The organism is Actinomadura sp. DC4 (assembly GCF_030406325.1).
Taxonomy (GTDB): domain Bacteria; phylum Actinomycetota; class Actinomycetes; order Streptosporangiales; family Streptosporangiaceae; genus Actinoallomurus.
In genome coordinates this window covers 45028-63045 of the sequence record NZ_JAUEQY010000009.1, presented here as the reverse complement: position 1 = coordinate 63045, position 18018 = coordinate 45028, and the positions used below count along the sequence as shown (strand labels likewise).

The following is an 18018-nucleotide window of genomic DNA, read 5'->3' as shown; positions in this document are numbered from 1 at the left end:
AGCCCTACCCCGGATCGCCGGTCTATCGCCCGCGCGGGCGCCACCAGGCGGTGGCGCCGGTGAGCACGAGGCCGGCCAGGCTGAGGACCAGCGTCACCCTCTCCGGCGGCGCCCACAGCACCGCCCACGTGCCGCCGCCGACCGCGGCCAGCCCGAGGCACCACAGCATCACGTGACTCCTGCCCCGCCTTGTACGCCTCACGTGCCCTCCTCTTACGGCGACCGCCCCGCGCGATCTCCCCGCCCCCGACCGGTGCTTGCCCTGTCCCTATCCACGGGAGACATTTGATCGAACAAACTTTCGATCGCGTTTGTCGCGCGCGGTCCGGTACAGGGTGAGCAGGTGTCCGGCCAGGGCGACGGTGACGAAGACGGCGTTCGCCGCGCAGACACCGCCCCAGCCGTGGTGGTTGTACAGCGTGGTTCCGGCCGCGGACCCGAGGGATCCGCCGAGGAAGGCGGCGGTCATGTAGAGGGTGTTGACCTGGCTGCGGGCGTCGGGCCGGTCGGCGAAGATACGGGCCTGGTTGGCGATCTGGGCCGACTGCATGCCCACCGTGACCGCGAACGTCCCGGCGACGAGCCCGATCGGGCCGGTGCCCGCGACCGTGAGGACCACGACGCCGACGACGGAGGCGAGGACGGCCGCCGCGGTGACGGCGAGAGGGCCATGGCGATCCGTACGATGGCCGGCGATGGGGGTGAGGGCTCCGGCGGCGAGGCCGACGAGACCGAAGAGCCCGGCGGTCCCGGTGGACCAGCCGAAGCGCGGTCCGGTCACATAAAGGGCGAGTACGGTCCACGTGCCGGAGAACACCGCGAAGCTGCAGAACTGGACCAGGCACGCCTGGCGCAGGGCCGCCTGCCTGCGGAGGAGCCCCGGCAGCCCGGCCAGCGCACGCGGATAGCTCCCTCGGCCGATCGGCTCCTCCGGCAGCGCGGGACGCAGCAGGACGCCCGCGAGAAGCGTCAGGACGGCCGCCGCGGCGTACACGAGCCGCCAGCTCGTGGCCTGGGCCAGCAGCGAACCCAGCAGCCGGCTGCCGAAGATACCGGCGATCAGGCCCGTGACCAGCGTCCCGACGGCCCGGCCCGCCTGTCCGGGCGGCGCGAGATGCCCGGCGAGCGGCACGAGGATCTGCGGTGCGACGGTGAGGATTCCGATCAACGTCGCCGCGACGGCCAGGACGCCCAGGGCGGGCGCCACGGCGGCGATCACCAGGCCGGCCGTGGTGGCGGCCATCAGGATGGTGACCAGCCGCCGGGGCCGTACGAGGTCTCCGAGGGGCACCAGCAACAGGATCCCGGCGGCGTACCCGAACTGGGTGAGTGTGGCGACGAGCCCGGCGTGCGCGGGGCTGACCCGCAGGTCGGCGGCCATGAGCGCCAGCAGGGGCTGGGGGAGGTAGACGTTGCCGACCGCCACGCCGCAGGCGACCGCGAACAGCAGCGTCGCCCCACGGCCGAACGGGCGGGTGGCGGACATGCGAGCCCTCCGGAGGGGGTCGATCAGGGTGGCGGGCGCCTCGGGGCAGACCCGAAAATCAGGCTACCTTCGACGAAAGAGCACGTCACAAGGGCCAGGGGATGCCTCCGGCCGCCGAAAGCCGCGCACTCTCGGCCGCCGTCGATAGCCTGGCCGCATGACCGATCCGGCGGCGAGGCTCGCGCCCGGCTGGGTCTTCGCGGTCCTCACGGTCGCCCTGGCCGGTCCGGCGGCGTTGCTCTCCGTCGACACCGTGCACACGGTCTCCCGGGTCGCCGGCGAGCGGCCCGGCACGATCACGGTCTCCCTCTGCGTCTTCGACAAGTACGGCACGCACGAGACGATCTACCGCTGCGACGGCGACTTCGCCGCCCGCGACGGCTCGTTCGCGACCCACGACGTCGCCTTCCACCACGCGGGCCGCCTCGCGCCTGGAGATCGTGTCGCCGGGATCGTCTCCGGTCCGGGCGACCGTACGGCCGACGTCGAGAGCCGCTGGGAGATCGGGGTCAAGCTCGCCGCCACGCTCGCCTCGGCCGCGGCCCTGGCCGGCGTTCTCGTTCTCTGGCGCCGCGTCCGGAGGCTGAGAGCCGCCGGTACGAAAAGTCCAGCCAGGTAACGGGATATTTCCACCCCTTTGGGCATTAAGCGAGATCATGGCCGGATGGACTCTGCGGGGGACGCCGCCCGGTCGCTCCCGGGCTACCAGATCATGGGGGAACTCGGTCAGGGCGGCTACGGGACCGTCTACCGCGCCCGCCAGCTCTCCGTCGGCCGCGAGGTCGCGCTCAAGATCGACAATCGGCGGCTGACGAGCGACCGGGACAAGCGGCGGTTCATGCGCGAGGTGACCGCGGCGGGTCAGTTGTCCGGGCACCCGCACGTGGTCGCCGTGTACGACGCGGGGGTGCTCGCCGACGGCCGGCCGTACATGGTGCTCGAACTGTGCCCCAACGGCTCACTCGCCGACCGGCTCCGTGGCAGGGGCCCGATCCCCGCCGCCGAGGTCCGCGACATCGGCGTCCACATCGCCGACGCGCTCGCCGCGGCCCATGCCGCCGGGGTGCTGCACCGTGACGTCAAACCCGCGAACATCCTGGTCAACCGGTACGGCGGCGTCGCGCTCGCCGACTTCGGGCTGGCCGTCGTCCCCCGGCCCGGGATGGAGTCGTCGGCCACCCGTGAGGCGCTGACGCCGGCCTATGCCTCGCCCGAGGTGTTCGACCTGGCCGAGCCCACCGTGGCGGGCGACGTCTACTCGCTCGCCGCCACGCTGTACGCGCTGCTGTCCGGCCGGCCGCCGTACTTCCCGCCGAGCGGTTCGCCGAGCATGGTGGCGCTCATGGCGGCGCGCCTCGGGCCGGTGCCCGACGTTCCCGGGGCGCCGGCCGGGCTGGTCGCCGTGCTCCGCGGGGCCATGGCGTACGACCCCGGCGACCGGCCGGAGAACATCGCGGCCTTCCGTGACGCGCTCGCCGAGGCCGACCTGTCCCAGCACGCGGGCGCCGCGCCGCCGTACTGGCCGGTGCCGATCCCGCCCGGGCCGGGTCAGGCACCGCCCAGGCCGGGTCAGGCGCCGGCCGGGCCGGACACCGAGCCCGCGGTCCCGGGCCGGCGCGGCGGGATGAGCGGTCCGCTGATCACCGCCGCGATCGTCGTCGCGGTCGCGATCGTGGCCGCCGGCGCGCTGGTCGCGTACTCGATCGGCGGCGGCTCGGACCACGGCACCCGCACCTCCACCGCCGGTGCGGGCGCATCGGGCCCGAAGAAGGACCCGTACGGCGGCGCGGAGACCACCGCGCGGAACTGCCCGGCGGCCGGCGTGTCCGGGGCCTCCGCGCGCTGCACCGCGACCGCGGAGTGCTGGAGCGGCATCGTGGCCATCAACGGCAACGTCCAGATCAACCGGTCCGACTGCATGGTCGGGCACGCGTACGAGACGTTCGCGATCGCCCCGCTGCCGGCCGACGGCCAGACCTGGAACGAGCACACGCTGGAGCAGCACCCGACCGTACGCCGGCTCTGCTCCCGCGACGTCATGGCACGGTCACGCTACGGCGACGCGCTGAGGTACTCCCCCGACAAATGGTCCATCGAGGTCATCCCGCCCTCACAGTCCCAGTACGAGAGCCAGAACCTTCGGACGTTCCGCTGCGTCGCAACCATTACCGGGCTGCAGGTCCGCGGCGCGATGTTCCGTCCCCGTTCTTGATTCAGAGGTCGCTCATGTGGGCTGTGGTCGTTTCCTTTCTCGCGGGCGTCGCGCTGACCGTACTGGTCATGCGCCTCCTGTCCCGCCGCAGCGGCACGTCCCGCGTGACCGCGCCCGGGGACGCCGGGATCGAGGAGTCGATCACGGCGTTCGGCGAGCAGTTGGAGAACCTCGTCTTCGACCCGGGCGCGCCGGGCCACACCGAGGCGATGGTCGCCGACTACCGCGCCGCGCTCGAGGCGTATGACAAGGCCAAGGCGATCCCCGAGGACCGGCCGAACCGCGAGGCGCGCGTCGCCGCCGCGCTCGGCAAGGGCCGCGCGGCGCTCGTACGGCTCGACGCCCGCCTGGGCCACCGTCCGATCCCGCTCGACGCGATCGAGGACGATCTGGCCCCCGCGCCGGAGGTACGGGCGAGCGAGGACCGGCACCTCACGGCGGGCAGGAAACCGGGCGAGTACGAGATCCTGCTCGACCGCCCCGAGCCCGGGGGGTACGCGATCGCCGACGTCACCTACCGCGGCGACGCGAACTTCTTCGTCAACCCCGTGACCAGGACCGATGGCACGTTCGAGACGGGCCAGACCATCGTCAACGCCCAGCGGACCTACCACGGACGCCACCTCGTGGACCCGTCGATCACCCACTTCAAGGTGAAGCTGACGGGCGAGTCCTGCGACTGGTCGGTACGGCTGCTGCCGGTCAGCGCGGCGCTGCCGCTCTCCGGCGAACGGCACGGCCGCGACTTCGAGGAGGTCCTCTCCTACGACGGCTCGCGTACGAGGGTCACGGTGCAGGTCAGGACCACCGGGACGTGGCGGCTCAGCTTCGAACGGCCGGGACGGCGGGGCGGCACCGACTGGATCCACGGACTGGGCGACGGGATGAAGGAGCTCAACGTGCCCGGGTCGGGCTGGCTCGTCGTCCAGGTCCCCGACGGCGGTTCGTGGTCCTTGCAGCTCCCTTCCTGAATCGCCCACGATCCCCGGTTTGACCGGTTGACCTGCGCTGATAGTGTGAAAATGCCTTTATTCGGCCCCTTCACCAACTCATCGAGGGACGAGAAGTGGGAGCACGGGATGCGCTCCACTGGGCCACGATCGGGCGAAGAGAACTCGCGCTGCGTTCGCGTGCCCTGGTGTCATCCCTCGCCGCGACATCGAAGTCCGTCTGCGCCGACCGGATCGAACTCCGGCGGCTGGCGGAGTCGCAGGGCGCGCTGCGTCACGTGGCCACCCTGGTCGCCCGAGGAGTCTCACCACCGGAAGCGTTCAGGACGGTCGCGGGCGAGCTCGGCAGCCTCATCGGAGCGGACTACACCGCGATCAACCGCTACGAATCCGACCAGACGGCCACGGTGGTCGCCCACTGGTCCGACCCGCATGTGCCCGACGCCCTGGCCCCGCTGGGCGGACGCTGGCCGATCGCCGCCGACACCGCCGCCGCGCTCGTGCTCCGTACCGGCAAGGCGACCCGGATCACCGGCGACTCGATCAGGAGCGAGATCGGCACCTGGATCCGGTCGAACAAGATCTCCCACATCGTCTCGTGCCCCGTGTGGGTCGAGGGCCGGCTGTGGGGGGAGACGGCCGTGATGTTCTGCGGCCCGGAGCCGCCGCCCGCCGACACCGAGGAACGCCTGGGCGACTTCGTGGAACTGGTCGCCTGCACGATCGCCCAGGCCAAGAGCCGAGCGGACCTGATCGACTCCCGCGCGCGAGTGATCGCGGCCTCCGACGCGACGCGACGCCGCATCGAACGCGACCTGCACGACGGGGTCCAGCAGCACCTGGTGTCGATCGGCTACAACCTGCGCTCGGCGGAGGGGGTCGCGTCGCAGGATGAGCTGAAACAGGCCTTGTCCGGCGCGGCCGACGACCTGTCGGGCGTGCTGTCGGAGCTGCAGGAGATTTCGAGAGGCCTGCACCCGGCGGTGCTGTCGAAGTCGGGCCTGGACGCGGCGTTGAAGACCCTGGCCCGCCGGTCACCGGTGCCGGTGGAGCTGCACGACCAGGCCCCGAACCCGCTGCCGGAACAGGTACAGGTCGCCATCTTCTACGTGGTGAGCGAGGCCTTGACGAACGCGTACAAACACGCGGAGGCGTCAACGGTCCACGTGGACCTGGCAGCCGCCGACGGCGAGGTCCACCTGACCATCCACGACGACGGCCACGGCGGAGCCGAGTTCGGCCAGGGCTCAGGCCTGATCGGCCTGAAGGACCGGGTGGAGGCGTTGTCGGGCACCTTGCGCCTGGCCAGCCCTACGGGGGTGGGCACATCGCTGGACGTCACCATCCCGGTCGAGGCCGCCTGAGGCCTCCCGAACCCCTCCAGGCGGTTCGGGCAACAGGTGATCGGAACCTGCGATGTCGTCGTGCCCCGCTCGTTCGTGCCGGGCAGACGACCGACCGAGGGATGAAGTGGAGGAGGCACTCGCCCGGTCGTGCCGATCGGGACGACCTCTCCTGTCGCGAGCCGACCACGGAACAGATTCAACGCACAGGCGTATGCTCGGCGCCGGAGGTAGGCCGTGACAAGTTTGCAGAACGCCGTACAAGCGTCGACCCGGCTCGATGATCGAGTCCTGGGACGGTGGCTGCACAATCGGACACCATTGCCCCTGGCGATCATGTCCACGATCGCTGCAGTCGTCTTCGCGGTATTGGCTGCCATCCTTACAAGGAATGTCTGGATTCTTGGATTCGTACCCCTGGTCTCGGCCTCAGCTTGGTACGCGCGGGCCCGTCGCCGCACGCGCAGCTAGCTCAGGTCAGCGGGAAGCCAGGCCAAGATCCGCTCTTGCCACGGATCTGTGAGTGTCTTTTCCGGCGCTGCCGGGCCGGCGTTATGGTGAGCCATCGTGTGGAGCGATGTTCTGGCCTTCCTCGATCGAGGAGATCGAGTACGGCGAGGCGCTCACGGACGATCCAGGCGAAGAACTCGTGGCCGCCAGTGTCGGCGCTCACTACCTCAGCGATCCACGTCGACGGAATACGCCTCAGCACCGGCGTCCCGGACCTCTGGCCGGCCGAGCAGAGCTCGCCCCGGTTCCAAGCACTGTTCGGCCCGGTCAAGGAGACCTCCTGGCGACCGGCCCGCCGGTGATCCCCACGCAACCTTCTAGCCGTACGCTCCTACTCCACCGCGCTCAAAGACGACGACACCGCCACAGCGTCACGCACTTCGACGACCACGGCCACGCATGTTCCGCTCGGCCCCGGCGGGAGATGATGTGGCGTGATCGTCCAATGGAACGCCCCGACGGTGACGCTTGCCGCCGAACACGCCGGTCGCCCGTCGGCCGGCGGCATCACGACCCTCGTGATCGGGGTCGTCCTGCTCGCGCTCGGCTCGCCGGCGGTGAGGGCCTTCCGCCAGATTCTGGACCGTTCGGACCGGACCCCGGAATCGGTGCTGAGGTTCCTGCGGAAGATCCCTCCGCCGGGAGAGGAAACTCGGCCGGACCGGCCGCCCCGGGAATGGGTCGTCATCTCGGCCTTTGCCGTGGTCGGCCTGCTGAGCATCCCGCTCGGGATCTACCGCATCGTGACGGGGAGGCCGTGACGCGAATCGCGCGCCCCGTCCACGGTGGCCTGCGCCGCTTCCAGGGAGTACCAGCCGGCTACCCGGGACGTCATGCGGTTGGGGTCTGTTCGGCTGGGACGGTTAGCTGGGGTAGTACTCGTCGTTCTCGGTGGAAGGTCAGCAGGCTCGTCACCAGGACCAAAGCCGTGAAGACCGTTGTGATCACGGCGAGGCTCGCGAAACCGTACCGGCTGTCCGAATGGTCCGTCACCGCCGACACCCCCAGCATGACGACCACCGTGCCCGCCAGGCCGTACGCGTTGGCGAGGCCGAAGACGCGTCCCACCTCACGAGACGGCACCGACGTCAGCAGCAGTGCCCTGGAGGCGATCCGGGCCTGCCCCAGCACCCACGCGCCGACCAGTACGCCCGGTACGAGGCCGAGCGTGCCGAACTGGGGTTGCAGCACCAGCACGATCCCCGTCAGGAAGAAGCCGGCCAGGGCGATCGGCAGATCCTCCGTCCGCGGGCTGATCACGCGGTACGCCGCGGCGGCCAGGAGGAAACCGAGACCACCGAGCGCGTCGACGACCCCGAGAATCCCGCTCCCCCGATGCAGCTCGGCGATGACGAAGATCGGCAGCAGCGCGTTGAAGACCGTCACGACGATGCTGCTCTGCGCGTACAGCAGGATCAACCTCCCCGTACGGGCAGGCACCGCCGTAGAACGCGGAACAGCGTCCGCCGTCACCACCCGCACCGACCCCGACGGTCCCCGCCCCATCGCGAACACGCACGCCGCCGAGGCGAGAAACGTCCCCGCGTTGAACACGAACAACGGCATCGCGCCCAGCCACTGCACGGCGAAGCCGCCCACGGAAGCGGACAGCAACATCCCCGTCTGCATCGCGATCTCATAGTTCGCGTTGAACCGCCGCAGCTCCGAGCCCCGTACCCGCTCCTTGATCAGCGCCGCGCTCGCCGGTACGAACAGCGCGCTCACCGCCGCCAGCGCGAAGTTGGCCCCGTAGATGACGAAATGCCGCGGCCCGCCCGCCGCCACGCCCAGCGGAAGGGCCAGGGCCGCCACAGCGCTCGCCAGGTCGCAGCCGAACCACAGCCGCCGCCGGTCGAAGCGGTCCGCCAGCCGCCCGAAGAACGGCGACAGCACCGCCTGCGGAATGGCCACGGCGATGAAGAGCCAGCCCACGGCGAGCATCGTCTTCTCGGTCCGTACGAGCAGCAACGAGGCCGCGATGACCTGGATGTTGTTGCCCAACGACGTGATGAATATCGCCGGGATGAACAGGCGCTCGGCCCGGCGCGTGTGATCGTCCAAAGGGTCCTCAACGAGTAAGGGGAAATACAGGGACCATCCTGCAGGCCGAGAGCGGAAACGGCCCCCGAACTGGCCGTTGTCGGCCGGGCCCCGCGCCAAAAGGAGAGCGCTCTCCTCCGTGCTATAAAGACCGGCATGAGCGACGAGCCCATCCGGGTGTCGGGGCCTCCCACTCTGGAGGACGTGGCCCGGGTGGCGGGGGTCTCACGCGCGACGGTGTCGCGGGTGGTCAACGGCGTGCGCAACGTCGATCCGGAGATCCAGGAGACCGTCCGCCGGGCGGTGGCCGTCACCGGCTACGTCCCCAACAACGCCGCCCGCTCCCTCGTGACGCGACGCGTCGGGTCGGTCGCCCTCGTCGTCTCCGGCGCCGGGGAAGAGGACGAGATCGGCGAGGACGGCTTCTCCACCAAGCAGATCTTCGGCGACCCGTTCTTCGGCCGGGTCGTCGGCGGCATCGTGGGCTATCTACGCCCGCGCGGCATTCATCCGGTTCTGATGCTCGCCGACACCGCCGACGCCCGTCAGCAGGTTCTCGCCTTCCTCCGGCAGGGCAACGCCGACGGCGCCCTGCTCGTCTCCACCCACGCCGAGGACCCGCTCCCCCGCATGCTCACCGAGGCCGGCCAGCCGGCGGTCCTGTTCGCGCGGCCGGCCCGCCCGCTGCCGATCAGCTACGTCGACTGCGCCCACCAGGACGGCGGCCGGCTCGCCGCGGACCACCTCGTGGCCCGCGGCTGCGAGCGCGTCGCCACCATCGCCGGTCCGCTCGACGTGCCGGCCAGCCAGGACCGGCTCGCCGGGTTCCAGAGCGCGATGGCCGGGCACGGCCGCCCGTACGTCCCGGTGGTCGAGGGCAACTTCACCCTCGGCAGCGGGATGACGGCCATGGAACGCCTCCTGGTCGAGCACCCGGACGTCGACGGCGTCTTCGCGGCCAACGACCTCATGGCCCAGGGCGCCATCCTCGTGCTGCGCGAGGCCGGTCACCGCGTACCGGACGACGTCGCCGTGGTCGGTTTCGACGACAGCAGCGCGGCGCTGGCCTGCCGCCCGCAGCTCACCACCGTGCGCCAGCCGGTCGAGAACATGGCGGCCGAGATGGCCGGCCTCCTGCTCGCCACGCTCGACCGGCCGGACCGGCGGGTGACCTCGGTGGTCTTCGAGCCCACCCTCGTCATACGGCACAGCGCCTAACTCTCAGGCACGCTCAGCTCCCATAGACCCCCAGCTCGTACAGCGAGTAACCCCAGCCCGTACCGCGCTGCGTGCCGTTCACCCGCACGTACCGGCCCGAGCCGCCGACCGCGAAGTCGTCCACACCGCCGTCACCGGCCGAGGTCGAGGAGACCGTCCGCCAGTCGGTCCCGTTGTCGGAGGCCTGGATCGTGTAGGTCTTCGCGTACGCGGACTCCCAGACCAACTGGACATGATTGAACGCATGGACCGAGCCGAGGTCGACCTGGATCCACTGCGGGTCGCTCCAGTCGCTCGCCCAGCGCGTGGTCAGGTCGCCGTCGGTCACATTGCCGGGCACGAGGTTCTCGTACGGCTGGTACGACGAGGCGGTGGCCGGCCGGCCGCGCGCGAAATTCGTACCGCCGACCGGAGGCGGCACGACGCGGAACGACTTCGTCTCGACGCCGACGTTGCCCTTGCCGTCCTGGGCGAAGATGTAGACCTTCCAGACGCCGAGGGCCTGCGGCGCCGTCACGCGGAACGACCCGCTGCCCGTCTGAGTGAAGGAGGCGTTGACCAGCGTCGCGTCCCCGGTGGCGTACTTCCCGCTGACCTTGATCGTGTAGCTGACCGGATCGTTCTGCGGGTCCCGTACGGAGGCCGTGACGTCGAACGGCTGCCCCGCGGCCACGCTGGAGGAGACGGCCATGTTCGAGATCACGGGCGGGGTGTTGACCGGGGCCGAGCCGCCGTACGCCTGCCGGACCGTGTAGTAGGACAGCCGCTTGAGACCGCCGGGGATGAGGTTGAACCACACGCCGCCGAAGTCCTGCTCGGTGCCGTAGTGGAACATCGTGGCGCCGAGCGCGACCCCGGGGTGGGCCTTGACGCAGTTCCAGGCGTTGGTGTACCCGGCCGCCTTGGCCTGGTCGGCCGGCTCGCTCGGCACGCCGTTCGCGTCGTTCGGCACCTCCCACTCGCCGGCCGGGCCGGTCTCGGTGATGATGTACGGCTTGGTGTAGCCGCCGTCGATCCACGTCTGCTTCACGGCGCAGACGCCGTTGTAGGAGTTGACCGCGTACAGGTCGAGGGCGGGACTGTTGGCCTTGTAGTACGGCCAGGCGCCGGTCCACGCGTCGGTCGAGGTGACGGGGTGGTTCGCGTCGATGCCGTGGATCTTGACGGCGACGTCGTTGACGAAGCTCGTGTAGGCCTTGCGCTCGTTCTCCAGCGCGGAGCCGGAGAAGCAGTTCTGCATGCCGAGGACGGACTCGTTGCCGACGTTCCACAGCAGCACGCCCGGGTTGTCCTTGTACGTGGTCACCCACTTGGCGATCTCGGCCAGCATGTTCGACTTGTACGTGGAGTCGGTGACGTAGTCGACGCACCCGCCGCTGCCGGGCCCACCGCCCGGTTGCAGCCAGAAGCCGGCGACGACCTTCACGCCGTGCGCCGCCGCGGAGTCGAGCAGCGGCTTTGAGGTGCCGTCCGTCCCCCAGGTACGGATCGTGTTGACGCCCATCGACGCCAGGTCCGGCATGTACGTCTCGGCGTCCGCGACCGCGGGCCCCCAGGTGAGACCCTTGACGACGTACGGCGCGCCGTTGACCTGCAACTGCCAGTTCCCCTGGCCGCCGGTCACCTTGACCACGCTGCCGGCCGCCGAGGCCGGCGACGCGAGGGGCACGGTGACGAAGGCCGCCCCGATGAGGCCGATGAGCGCGGCGACGCGTCGGCGTCCCCCGGGACTGCGGGCAGGGTGCATGGTCTCTCCTCGATACGGGGCTCGCGGGGCGAGGAGAGCGCTCTCCAGCCCCGAGGCTGACCGTCGAGCGCGAAGCTGTCAAGAGCCCAGCGACCTCCCGGCCCAGACGAACGAAACTCGGTCTTGACAGCCCGTCATGAGCCACGTCACACTCAGGCCACCTCGGAGAGCGCTCTCCCCCGCCTCTTTCGACCAAGACCAGGACGCCGTACTCCTCCGCACGGCTCCTCGGGAGGTCCCGCATGGCACGAAAATCGTCCCTGCTCTTCGGCGGTCTGCTGGCCGCCGCCCTCGCCCCCGTCACGGTGGGCATGCTGCCGCTCGGCCACGCCGCGTACACGGTCCCGGCGGCACACGCCGGCCATCACGCGGTACCGGTGCCCTCCGGCGACGACCCGGACGGCGACGGATACATCCCCGCCAATCCGCCCGTGACCGGCGTCGTCCCCTCGCACGGTGATCCGCCGCACCGCTACTTCCACGAGTTCCAGGCGAACTGCGCCTACACCCACCACCAGCCGGACGACCCGATCGTCTACGCGGGCCAGCCCGGCGCCTCCCACGACCACACGTTCATGGGCAACACGACCACCGCCGCGAACAGCACCACCGCGTCGCTGAGCGCGGGCGGCACCACATGCCGGGCCCCGGGCGACAAGTCCGGCTACTGGGTGCCGACGATGTACAACGGGAGCACGCTCGTCACGCCGAACTTCCCGCAGGTCATCTACTACAAGACCGGCGTGCTCGACTACACGAGCGTACGGCCGTTCCCCAAGGGCCTGCGGTTCGTCGTCGGCAGCCCGACGGCCACCGCCGACCAGTTCATGCACAACCCCGGCACGGTCGAGGGCTGGGAGTGCGGCAACAGCTTCAAGAACGCCGACATCCCGCCGACGTGCCCGGCCGGCACCCAGCTCAACGTTCGCTACCAGGCACCGAGCTGCTGGGACGGCCGATACCTCGACGTGCCCGACCACAAGAGCCACATGGCCTACCCGGTGAACGGCATCTGCCCCGACGACCACCCGGTCGCCCTGCCGATGATCGAGTTCAAGATGGCCTTCCCGGTGTCCGGCGACATGTCCCAGGTCCGCCTGTCGAGCGGACGGGGCTACTCGTTCCACTACGACTTCTTCAACGCGTGGGACCCGGCGACCCAGAAGGCGCTGGTCGACCACTGCGTCGTCGGCGGCCTCCAGTGCGACGCGCGCGGCTACGACCAGACCCACCCCGAGGCCGGCGCCGCCCTCAACGAGAACTACGAACTGCCCTGACCTCGCATGCGATGCGGCCGGGATTCCTCCGGCCGCATCGCCGGTTGCGCGCCGGGGGCATCGGCCCGACACTGAAGATCCTTATACGGCAGAGAACCAAGGGCGGTACGACGTGCGCCTGCTCCCGTTATCGGTCGTCGCCGGGCTGCTCACCGCCTGCTCCAGTGCTCCCGCCTCGACCGACGAGTCCCCCCGTCCCACCGTCGCGAAGGCCGCGCCGAGCCCGACCGCCGAATGGGTCGCGGGCCAGTGCGTCACCGCGTCGTTCGAGGGCGACACCGAACCCACCGGCCCCTCGGCCGCCCTCCCCTGCACCGCCCCCGGCGCCGCGGGCCAGATCATCAAGGTCGTCACCCACCTACGGGACTGCCCGAGCCGTACCGACGGCACTATCCAGGCCCCGGCCGGCGGCGCGGTCTGCGTCCGCAACGTCGCCGCGCCGCACCCCGCCGACCCCGGCAAGGGCGGCGGCATCCTTCGCGTCGGCGACTGCATCTACAGCGACGACGACGCCGAGCCGAAGGAGCGGCCCTGCTACGACCGCCAGGGCCCCGGCAAGATCAGGAGCTTCCTGCGCAAGAAGTCACAGTGCCATGACGACCAGGGCCATCTCGACGGCTACTTCACGACCCGCCGCGAGGACGAGAAGCGGCCGGTCATCTGCCACGGCGAGGGCGCGAACGTCCTGGACCCCGGACCGGCCTTCGAGAACGGCGAGTGCGTCAAGAAGCCGGCGACCTTCAACGCACCCCTGGGCACCATGAGCCTCGGCCTCGACACGATCGACTGCGACGCCGAGTCCGCCTGGGCGAGGGTCGTCGCGACCGTGCTCACGCACTGCCCGGCGAAGTCCACGGACTCGGCCATCGACATCAACCACTACCCGAGTACGACCTGCCTGCGACGACTGTAAACATTTCCCCCGATATGGCGTCATACGGCATATGGGAAAAAGTCCGCTGTGGCGCCGGCGCCGGGTACGGATCACGGCCGTCGTGATCGCCCTGGTCCTGCTGGCGCCGGTGGCCGCCGGGACCGCGTTGCGGCTGGAGGACACCGGGACCCCGGACGCCCGGGCGCGTACCCGAGGGCACGACGCGGTCTGGCTCGGTCACGCCTGGGTGGACGGCCGCCGTACGGACGCGGACGTGGCAGCCCTCGCCGGGCGGATCCGCGGCACGGGCATCCGTGACCTGTACGTGCACGCGGGCCCCCTCGACGGCGACGGCTCGCTGGACCCGGCCAAGTCCCCGCAGGCGGCCTGGGCGGTACGCGCCCTGCGGACCGCGATACCCGGCGTACGGGTCCAGGCGTGGCTCGGCCAGCAGGTCGGCCGGGCGAAGGGGGATCTCGACCTCGACGACGCCTCGACGCGCACGCGCGTCGTCACCTCCGCGCGGCAGGTGCTGGACAAGGGCTTCGACGGCGTGCACTTCGACTTCGAACCCGTCCCGGACGGCGACCGCGGGCTCCTCGCGCTGCTGGACGCCACCGCCGCCATGGCCCACCGGCGCGCCCGCGTCGTCTCGATCGCCTCCCATCACGTCGAGCCCGTCGCCGGGCTCACCTCAGCGGGCAACGCGATCGTCGGGCACAACAAGTGGTGGACGCCCGGTTACCTGCGTCAGGTCGCCCGCCGCGTCGACCAGATCGCGATCATGAGCTACGACACGGCCCTTCCGCTCCGGTCCCTCTACGGCGGGTACGTGCGCCGCCAGACCGACCTGGCGCTGCGGAACGTGCCGTCGGCGACCGGCCTGCTGATGGGTCTCCCGGCCTACCACACCGACGACTGGGGGCACCACGCCTCCGCCGAGACGGTGGGCGCCGCCGTACGAGGCGTACGGCTCGCCCTCGGCGGGAACCCCCGGCAGGACTTCGGCGTCGCCCTGTACGTCGACTTCGCGGCCACCGACGCCGACTGGTCGGCGTACCGGCGCGACTGGGTCACGCCGTAGCGCCTCACTCGCGCAGCCCGATCGCCTCGACCGGGCGCATCCGCAGCACCCGCCGGACCGGCACGTATGTCGACACGCCGCCGAGCAGGACCACGCCGCCGATCACCGCCACCCACCCCGAGAGCGGGATGTACGGGGTCGCCGACCCGGTGATGCCCTTGACCATCGGGATGAGCGTGGCCGCGGCGATCGCCGCGCCGACCGCGAGGGACAGGCCGAGCAGCAGGACCTGCTCCATCCGGACCATGCCGAACACCTGCGGCCGGGTCGTCCCGGACAGCCGCAGCACCGCGAACTCCCTCCGCCGCCCCAGCGCGTACATGGCCAGCGTGTTCACCGCCGCGATCACCACGTACACGAGCAGCACGCCGGTGACCATCTGGTTCGTCCAGGCGTTCTCCTTCAGCTCCTGCCCGAGTCCGACCTGGTACGCGTCGCGGTCCACCACGACGGCGCCGGGGCCGAGCAGGGCCCGTACGGACGAGACCGCCCGGTCGCCGCCCGCCACGAGGACCGCGTCGTCCAGGCCCGCGGTGGTGTGCGGGAGCAGTGTGTCGTGCGGGACGGTCATCGACGCGAAGCCCAGGCCGCGGGTGTAGATGGCGACGACCCGCAGCCGCGCCACCGCACCGTCGCCGAACCAGCCGCGGAACTCCCCGCCAACCCGCAGGTGCAGCGACTGCGCGGTGAGCTCGTCGACCGCGACGGTGTCCCCGGTCAGCCCGGCCAGGTTGCCGCGGATGACACCGAGGTCCATCGTCTGGGCCAGGTCGGCCGCGTCGACGCCCTGTGCGGACATGTCGCTGATGCCGCCGCGCGGCGAGAACAGCCGGCCGTGCGTCACCCCGGTGACGGCCACGACGCCCGGCGTGCGCCGGATCGCCGCGGTCACCTCGGGCCGTACGCCGGAGGTCACGACGTGTCCGGCCAGGACGCCGGCGCGGCTCTGCCGAGCGGCGACGTGCAGCTCCGACGTCTGTACGAACCACAGCGAACCGCCCAGGGCCACCGCGAGGACCAGCGAGCTCACCACGGCCGACAGCCGCCGCGCCGAGGTCGCGGTGTTCGCGGCGGCCAGCCGCCCGGTGACGCCGGCGAGCCGCAGCGCCCGGCCGAACGTCGCCGCCGCCACGCGGATCAGCAGCGGGCTCAGCAGCGCGACGGCCACGACCATCGTGAACACGGTCGCCACCGACACGCCGGCCGCGCTGTCCCCCGACACCGACGCGGACACGATGCAGAGGGTGACCCCGCCGGCCAGCGCGACCAGGCCGAGGAACGTACGGATGAGGCCGACGCCCCCGCGCTCGACCGCCGTCTCAGCGAGCGCCTCGGTGGGTTTGATCCGGCTGGCGCGCAGGCTGGCGATCCACGCCGCGACGACCGCGATGAGCAGGGCGGACGCGGCGGCGACCGACGGCGGCAGCCATGACAGACGCGTGTGGAAGGAGTCCGGCACCATGCCGCGCGAGACGAACTCCTCACGCAGCCGGTGCGCGCCCGCCAGCCCCGGCCAGACGCCCGCCGCGCCGGCCACCACGCCCAGGGCCGCGGCCTCGCGCACGACCATCCGGCGCACCTGGCGCGGCGTCGCCGCGAGCGCGCGGAGCAGGGCGATGTCGCGGTGCCGCTGCTTGACCGACAGGCCCACCGTGCCGGCGATGACGAGGATCCCGATGAGCAGCGCGCATCCCCCGAACACGCTGGACACGGCGATGACGAACTCCCGCCCGTTGTCGACGGCCGGCGACTCGACGCTGCCGCGGCCGGCGCCGTGGAAGACGCGCGGGTACGCGCCGGACAGGCGTTCGGGCTCGGGCGGGAGCGCGTGGCGTACGGCGTCGGCCAGGCGCTTGGCCCCGACGCCGGGCTCGCCGAACACCGCGAGCACCTGGGGGGCGTTTACGGCACCGCCGGTGAAGACCGTCTCCGGAGCGTTCCCCGAGGCGATGCCCGTGACGGTGACCGTACGCGCGCCGAGGTGGACCTGGCCGCCTGGGTTCGTGTGGACGCGCTCGGCGAGGCGTTGGTCGAGGACGACCTGGTCACCGTTTCGAGGGGCGCCGCCCGCTGTCAGGCTGAAGGGCGCGAGCCGTGCCGCCGCCCAGGGGTGCGTCTCCACCGGCGTCGTGCCGATCCGGTCCGGCACGGCCGCGTCGGCGACCACCGTACGGACGCCGGGTGCCGCCGCGACGCGGGCCGCCAGCGACGGGTCGAGCGTTCCGCGTCCGGCCAGCGGGTAGCTCTCGGTGTCACGGTCGTCGCCGTGCCCCTCGGTGACGCGGATGTCGGTGGTGGCGACGAGCACGGGCGCGGCGGCGTACCGTGCGGTCGCGCCGTGGAACCGGATCCCCGACTCGAGCATCGCACCGCACGTCGTGACGATGCCGACCGCGAACCACAGCGCGAGCAGTGTCGCGATCATGCTCGCGGGACGCTGGGCCAGCATCCGCCAGGCGATCCTCGTCATGACGCCCTCCCGCGCATACCGAGGTGGGCGAGCCGCTCGGCGATCGCGTCGACACCGGGCGCGCGCAGGTCGTCGACGATCCGGCCGTCGGCCAGGAACACGACCCGGTCCGCGTACGAGGCGGCCACCGGGTCATGGGTGACCATGACCACGGTCTGCCGCTCGACGTCGACCGCCTGCCGCAACAGGCTCAGCACCTCCGCCGCGGTACTCGTGTCCAGCGCGCCGGTCGGCTCGTCGCAGAAGATCACCTCCGGCCGTACGGAGAGCGCGCGGGCGATGGCGACACGCTGCTGCTCACCGCCGGAGAGCTGGGCCGGGCGGTGCCGCAGCCGGTCCTGCAGCCCGACCCGCCGTACGACCTCGTCGAGGCGGCGGCGGTCGCATCGGATGTGCGCGAGCCGCGAGGGCAGCAGGATGTTTTCGCGTACGTTGAGCGCCGAGACGAGGTTGAACGCCTGGAAGACGAACCCGACACGGGTCCGGCGCTGCTTGGTCAGGGCTGTTTCGGACAGTTGGGCGAGGTCGGTCCCGGCGAGCCGCACGGTGCCGTCGGTGGGCCGGTCGAGCCCCGCCGCACAGTGCAGGAGCGTGCTCTTGCCCGATCCGGACGGCCCCATCACCGCGGTGAAGGTACCGCTGAAGAAGTCGATGTCACCGATGTCCAGAGCGCGCACGGCCGAACCGCCCCGCCCGTGGACCTTTCGCACACCCCGCAGCTCGACGGCCGCCTCGACGGCCTCGCGCGAGTACCCGGTCTGGGTCGGGTTCGGCACGTTCACTTGAGATCCCCGCTTCCACCGCTCC

At 71.3% G+C, this 18018-nt stretch carries 15 protein-coding genes; 9 read left to right on the top strand and 6 right to left on the bottom strand.

Features of this window, described 5'->3' with window-relative positions; genetic code table 11:
* Window positions 1-22: 22 nt before the first annotated feature.
* Together QWU11_RS16680 and QWU11_RS16675 are read right to left on the bottom strand one after the other, a co-directional pair.
* A complete protein-coding gene (locus tag QWU11_RS16680; RefSeq protein ID WP_290109203.1) occupies window positions 23-202 on the bottom strand; it encodes a hypothetical protein in 180 nt (59 codons plus the stop codon).
* Between the two features lie 66 nt (window positions 203-268).
* Complete coding sequence (locus tag QWU11_RS16675; protein WP_290109202.1) at window positions 269-1486, bottom strand: MFS transporter; 1218 nt, start codon at window positions 1484-1486, stop codon at window positions 269-271.
* Between the two features lie 157 nt (window positions 1487-1643).
* On the opposite strand from QWU11_RS16675, the gene QWU11_RS16670 reads away from it, so the two are divergent.
* The 5 genes from QWU11_RS16670 to QWU11_RS16650 all read left to right on the top strand — a co-directional run bounded on the left by QWU11_RS16670 (window position 1644) and on the right by QWU11_RS16650 (window position 7262).
* Window positions 1644-2105, top strand: a complete 462-nt coding sequence (locus tag QWU11_RS16670) for a hypothetical protein (protein WP_290109201.1) — start codon at window positions 1644-1646, stop codon at window positions 2103-2105.
* A 45-nt stretch (window positions 2106-2150) separates the two neighbouring features.
* Complete coding sequence (locus QWU11_RS16665; protein WP_290109200.1) at window positions 2151-3698, top strand: serine/threonine-protein kinase; 1548 nt, start codon at window positions 2151-2153, stop codon at window positions 3696-3698.
* Between the two features lie 23 nt (window positions 3699-3721).
* A complete protein-coding gene (locus tag QWU11_RS16660) occupies window positions 3722-4669 on the top strand; it encodes a hypothetical protein (RefSeq protein ID WP_290109199.1) in 948 nt (315 codons plus the stop codon).
* Window positions 4670-4764: 95 nt separating this feature from the next.
* The gene (locus QWU11_RS16655; RefSeq protein ID WP_290109198.1) at window positions 4765-6012 is read left to right on the top strand and encodes a histidine kinase; all 1248 of its coding nucleotides are present in this window, start codon (window positions 4765-4767) and stop codon (window positions 6010-6012) included.
* Between the two features lie 923 nt (window positions 6013-6935).
* Window positions 6936-7262 carry a hypothetical protein gene (locus QWU11_RS16650; RefSeq protein ID WP_290109197.1) on the top strand — a complete coding sequence of 109 codons (327 nt, stop codon included), beginning with the start codon at window positions 6936-6938 and terminating at the stop codon, window positions 7260-7262.
* Between the two features lie 70 nt (window positions 7263-7332).
* Here the strand turns inward: QWU11_RS16650 and QWU11_RS16645 are convergent, their stop codons facing one another.
* Window positions 7333-8562 carry an MFS transporter gene (locus QWU11_RS16645; RefSeq protein ID WP_290109196.1) on the bottom strand — a complete coding sequence of 410 codons (1230 nt, stop codon included), beginning with the start codon at window positions 8560-8562 and terminating at the stop codon, window positions 7333-7335.
* Between the two features lie 135 nt (window positions 8563-8697).
* On the opposite strand from QWU11_RS16645, the gene QWU11_RS16640 reads away from it, so the two are divergent.
* A complete protein-coding gene (locus tag QWU11_RS16640; RefSeq protein ID WP_290109195.1) occupies window positions 8698-9759 on the top strand; it encodes a LacI family DNA-binding transcriptional regulator in 1062 nt (353 codons plus the stop codon).
* Between the two features lie 13 nt (window positions 9760-9772).
* Here QWU11_RS16640 and QWU11_RS16635 read toward each other — a convergent pair whose 3' ends face one another.
* Window positions 9773-11506, bottom strand: a complete 1734-nt coding sequence (locus tag QWU11_RS16635) for a discoidin domain-containing protein (RefSeq protein ID WP_290109194.1) — start codon at window positions 11504-11506, stop codon at window positions 9773-9775.
* Between the two features lie 242 nt (window positions 11507-11748).
* On the opposite strand from QWU11_RS16635, the gene QWU11_RS16630 reads away from it, so the two are divergent.
* From QWU11_RS16630 to QWU11_RS16620, 3 genes are all read left to right on the top strand, one after another.
* Window positions 11749-12783 (top strand): DUF1996 domain-containing protein, encoded by a 1035-nt coding sequence (locus QWU11_RS16630; protein ID WP_290109193.1) that lies wholly within the window; start codon window positions 11749-11751, stop codon window positions 12781-12783.
* A gap of 112 nt (window positions 12784-12895) precedes the next feature.
* Window positions 12896-13696, top strand: coding sequence for a hypothetical protein (locus QWU11_RS16625; RefSeq protein WP_290109192.1), 801 nt, complete (start codon window positions 12896-12898; stop codon window positions 13694-13696).
* 31 nt (window positions 13697-13727) lie between these two features.
* Window positions 13728-14741: a glycosyl hydrolase family 18 protein gene (locus QWU11_RS16620; protein ID WP_290109191.1), complete on the top strand. Its 1014-nt coding sequence runs from the start codon at window positions 13728-13730 to the stop codon at window positions 14739-14741.
* Window positions 14742-14745: 4 nt separating this feature from the next.
* Here QWU11_RS16620 and QWU11_RS16615 read toward each other — a convergent pair whose 3' ends face one another.
* Together QWU11_RS16615 and QWU11_RS16610 are read right to left on the bottom strand one after the other, a co-directional pair.
* Window positions 14746-17211, bottom strand: a complete 2466-nt coding sequence (locus QWU11_RS16615; protein WP_290109190.1) for an ABC transporter permease — start codon at window positions 17209-17211, stop codon at window positions 14746-14748.
* Complete coding sequence (locus tag QWU11_RS16610) at window positions 17208-17993, bottom strand: ABC transporter ATP-binding protein (RefSeq protein ID WP_290109189.1); 786 nt, start codon at window positions 17991-17993, stop codon at window positions 17208-17210. The genes QWU11_RS16615 and QWU11_RS16610 overlap by 4 nt, the downstream gene beginning before the upstream one ends.
* Between the last annotated feature and the right edge of the window lie 25 nt (window positions 17994-18018).

Excerpts from the sequence above, each read along its gene's own strand:
- QWU11_RS16675 (WP_290109202.1), bottom strand. The coding sequence starts at position 1,486 with ATGTCCGCCACCCGCCCGTTCGGCCGTGGGGCGACGCTGCTGTTCGCG.
- QWU11_RS16670 (WP_290109201.1), top strand. The coding sequence starts at position 1,644 with ATGACCGATCCGGCGGCGAGGCTCGCGCCCGGCTGGGTCTTCGCGGTC.
- QWU11_RS16665 (WP_290109200.1), top strand. The coding sequence starts at position 2,151 with ATGGACTCTGCGGGGGACGCCGCCCGGTCGCTCCCGGGCTACCAGATC.
- QWU11_RS16640 (WP_290109195.1), top strand. The coding sequence starts at position 8,698 with ATGAGCGACGAGCCCATCCGGGTGTCGGGGCCTCCCACTCTGGAGGAC.
- QWU11_RS16635 (WP_290109194.1), bottom strand. The coding sequence starts at position 11,506 with ATGCACCCTGCCCGCAGTCCCGGGGGACGCCGACGCGTCGCCGCGCTC.
- QWU11_RS16630 (WP_290109193.1), top strand. The coding sequence starts at position 11,749 with ATGGCACGAAAATCGTCCCTGCTCTTCGGCGGTCTGCTGGCCGCCGCC.
- QWU11_RS16620 (WP_290109191.1), top strand. The coding sequence starts at position 13,728 with ATGGGAAAAAGTCCGCTGTGGCGCCGGCGCCGGGTACGGATCACGGCC.
- QWU11_RS16615 (WP_290109190.1), bottom strand. The coding sequence starts at position 17,211 with ATGACGAGGATCGCCTGGCGGATGCTGGCCCAGCGTCCCGCGAGCATG.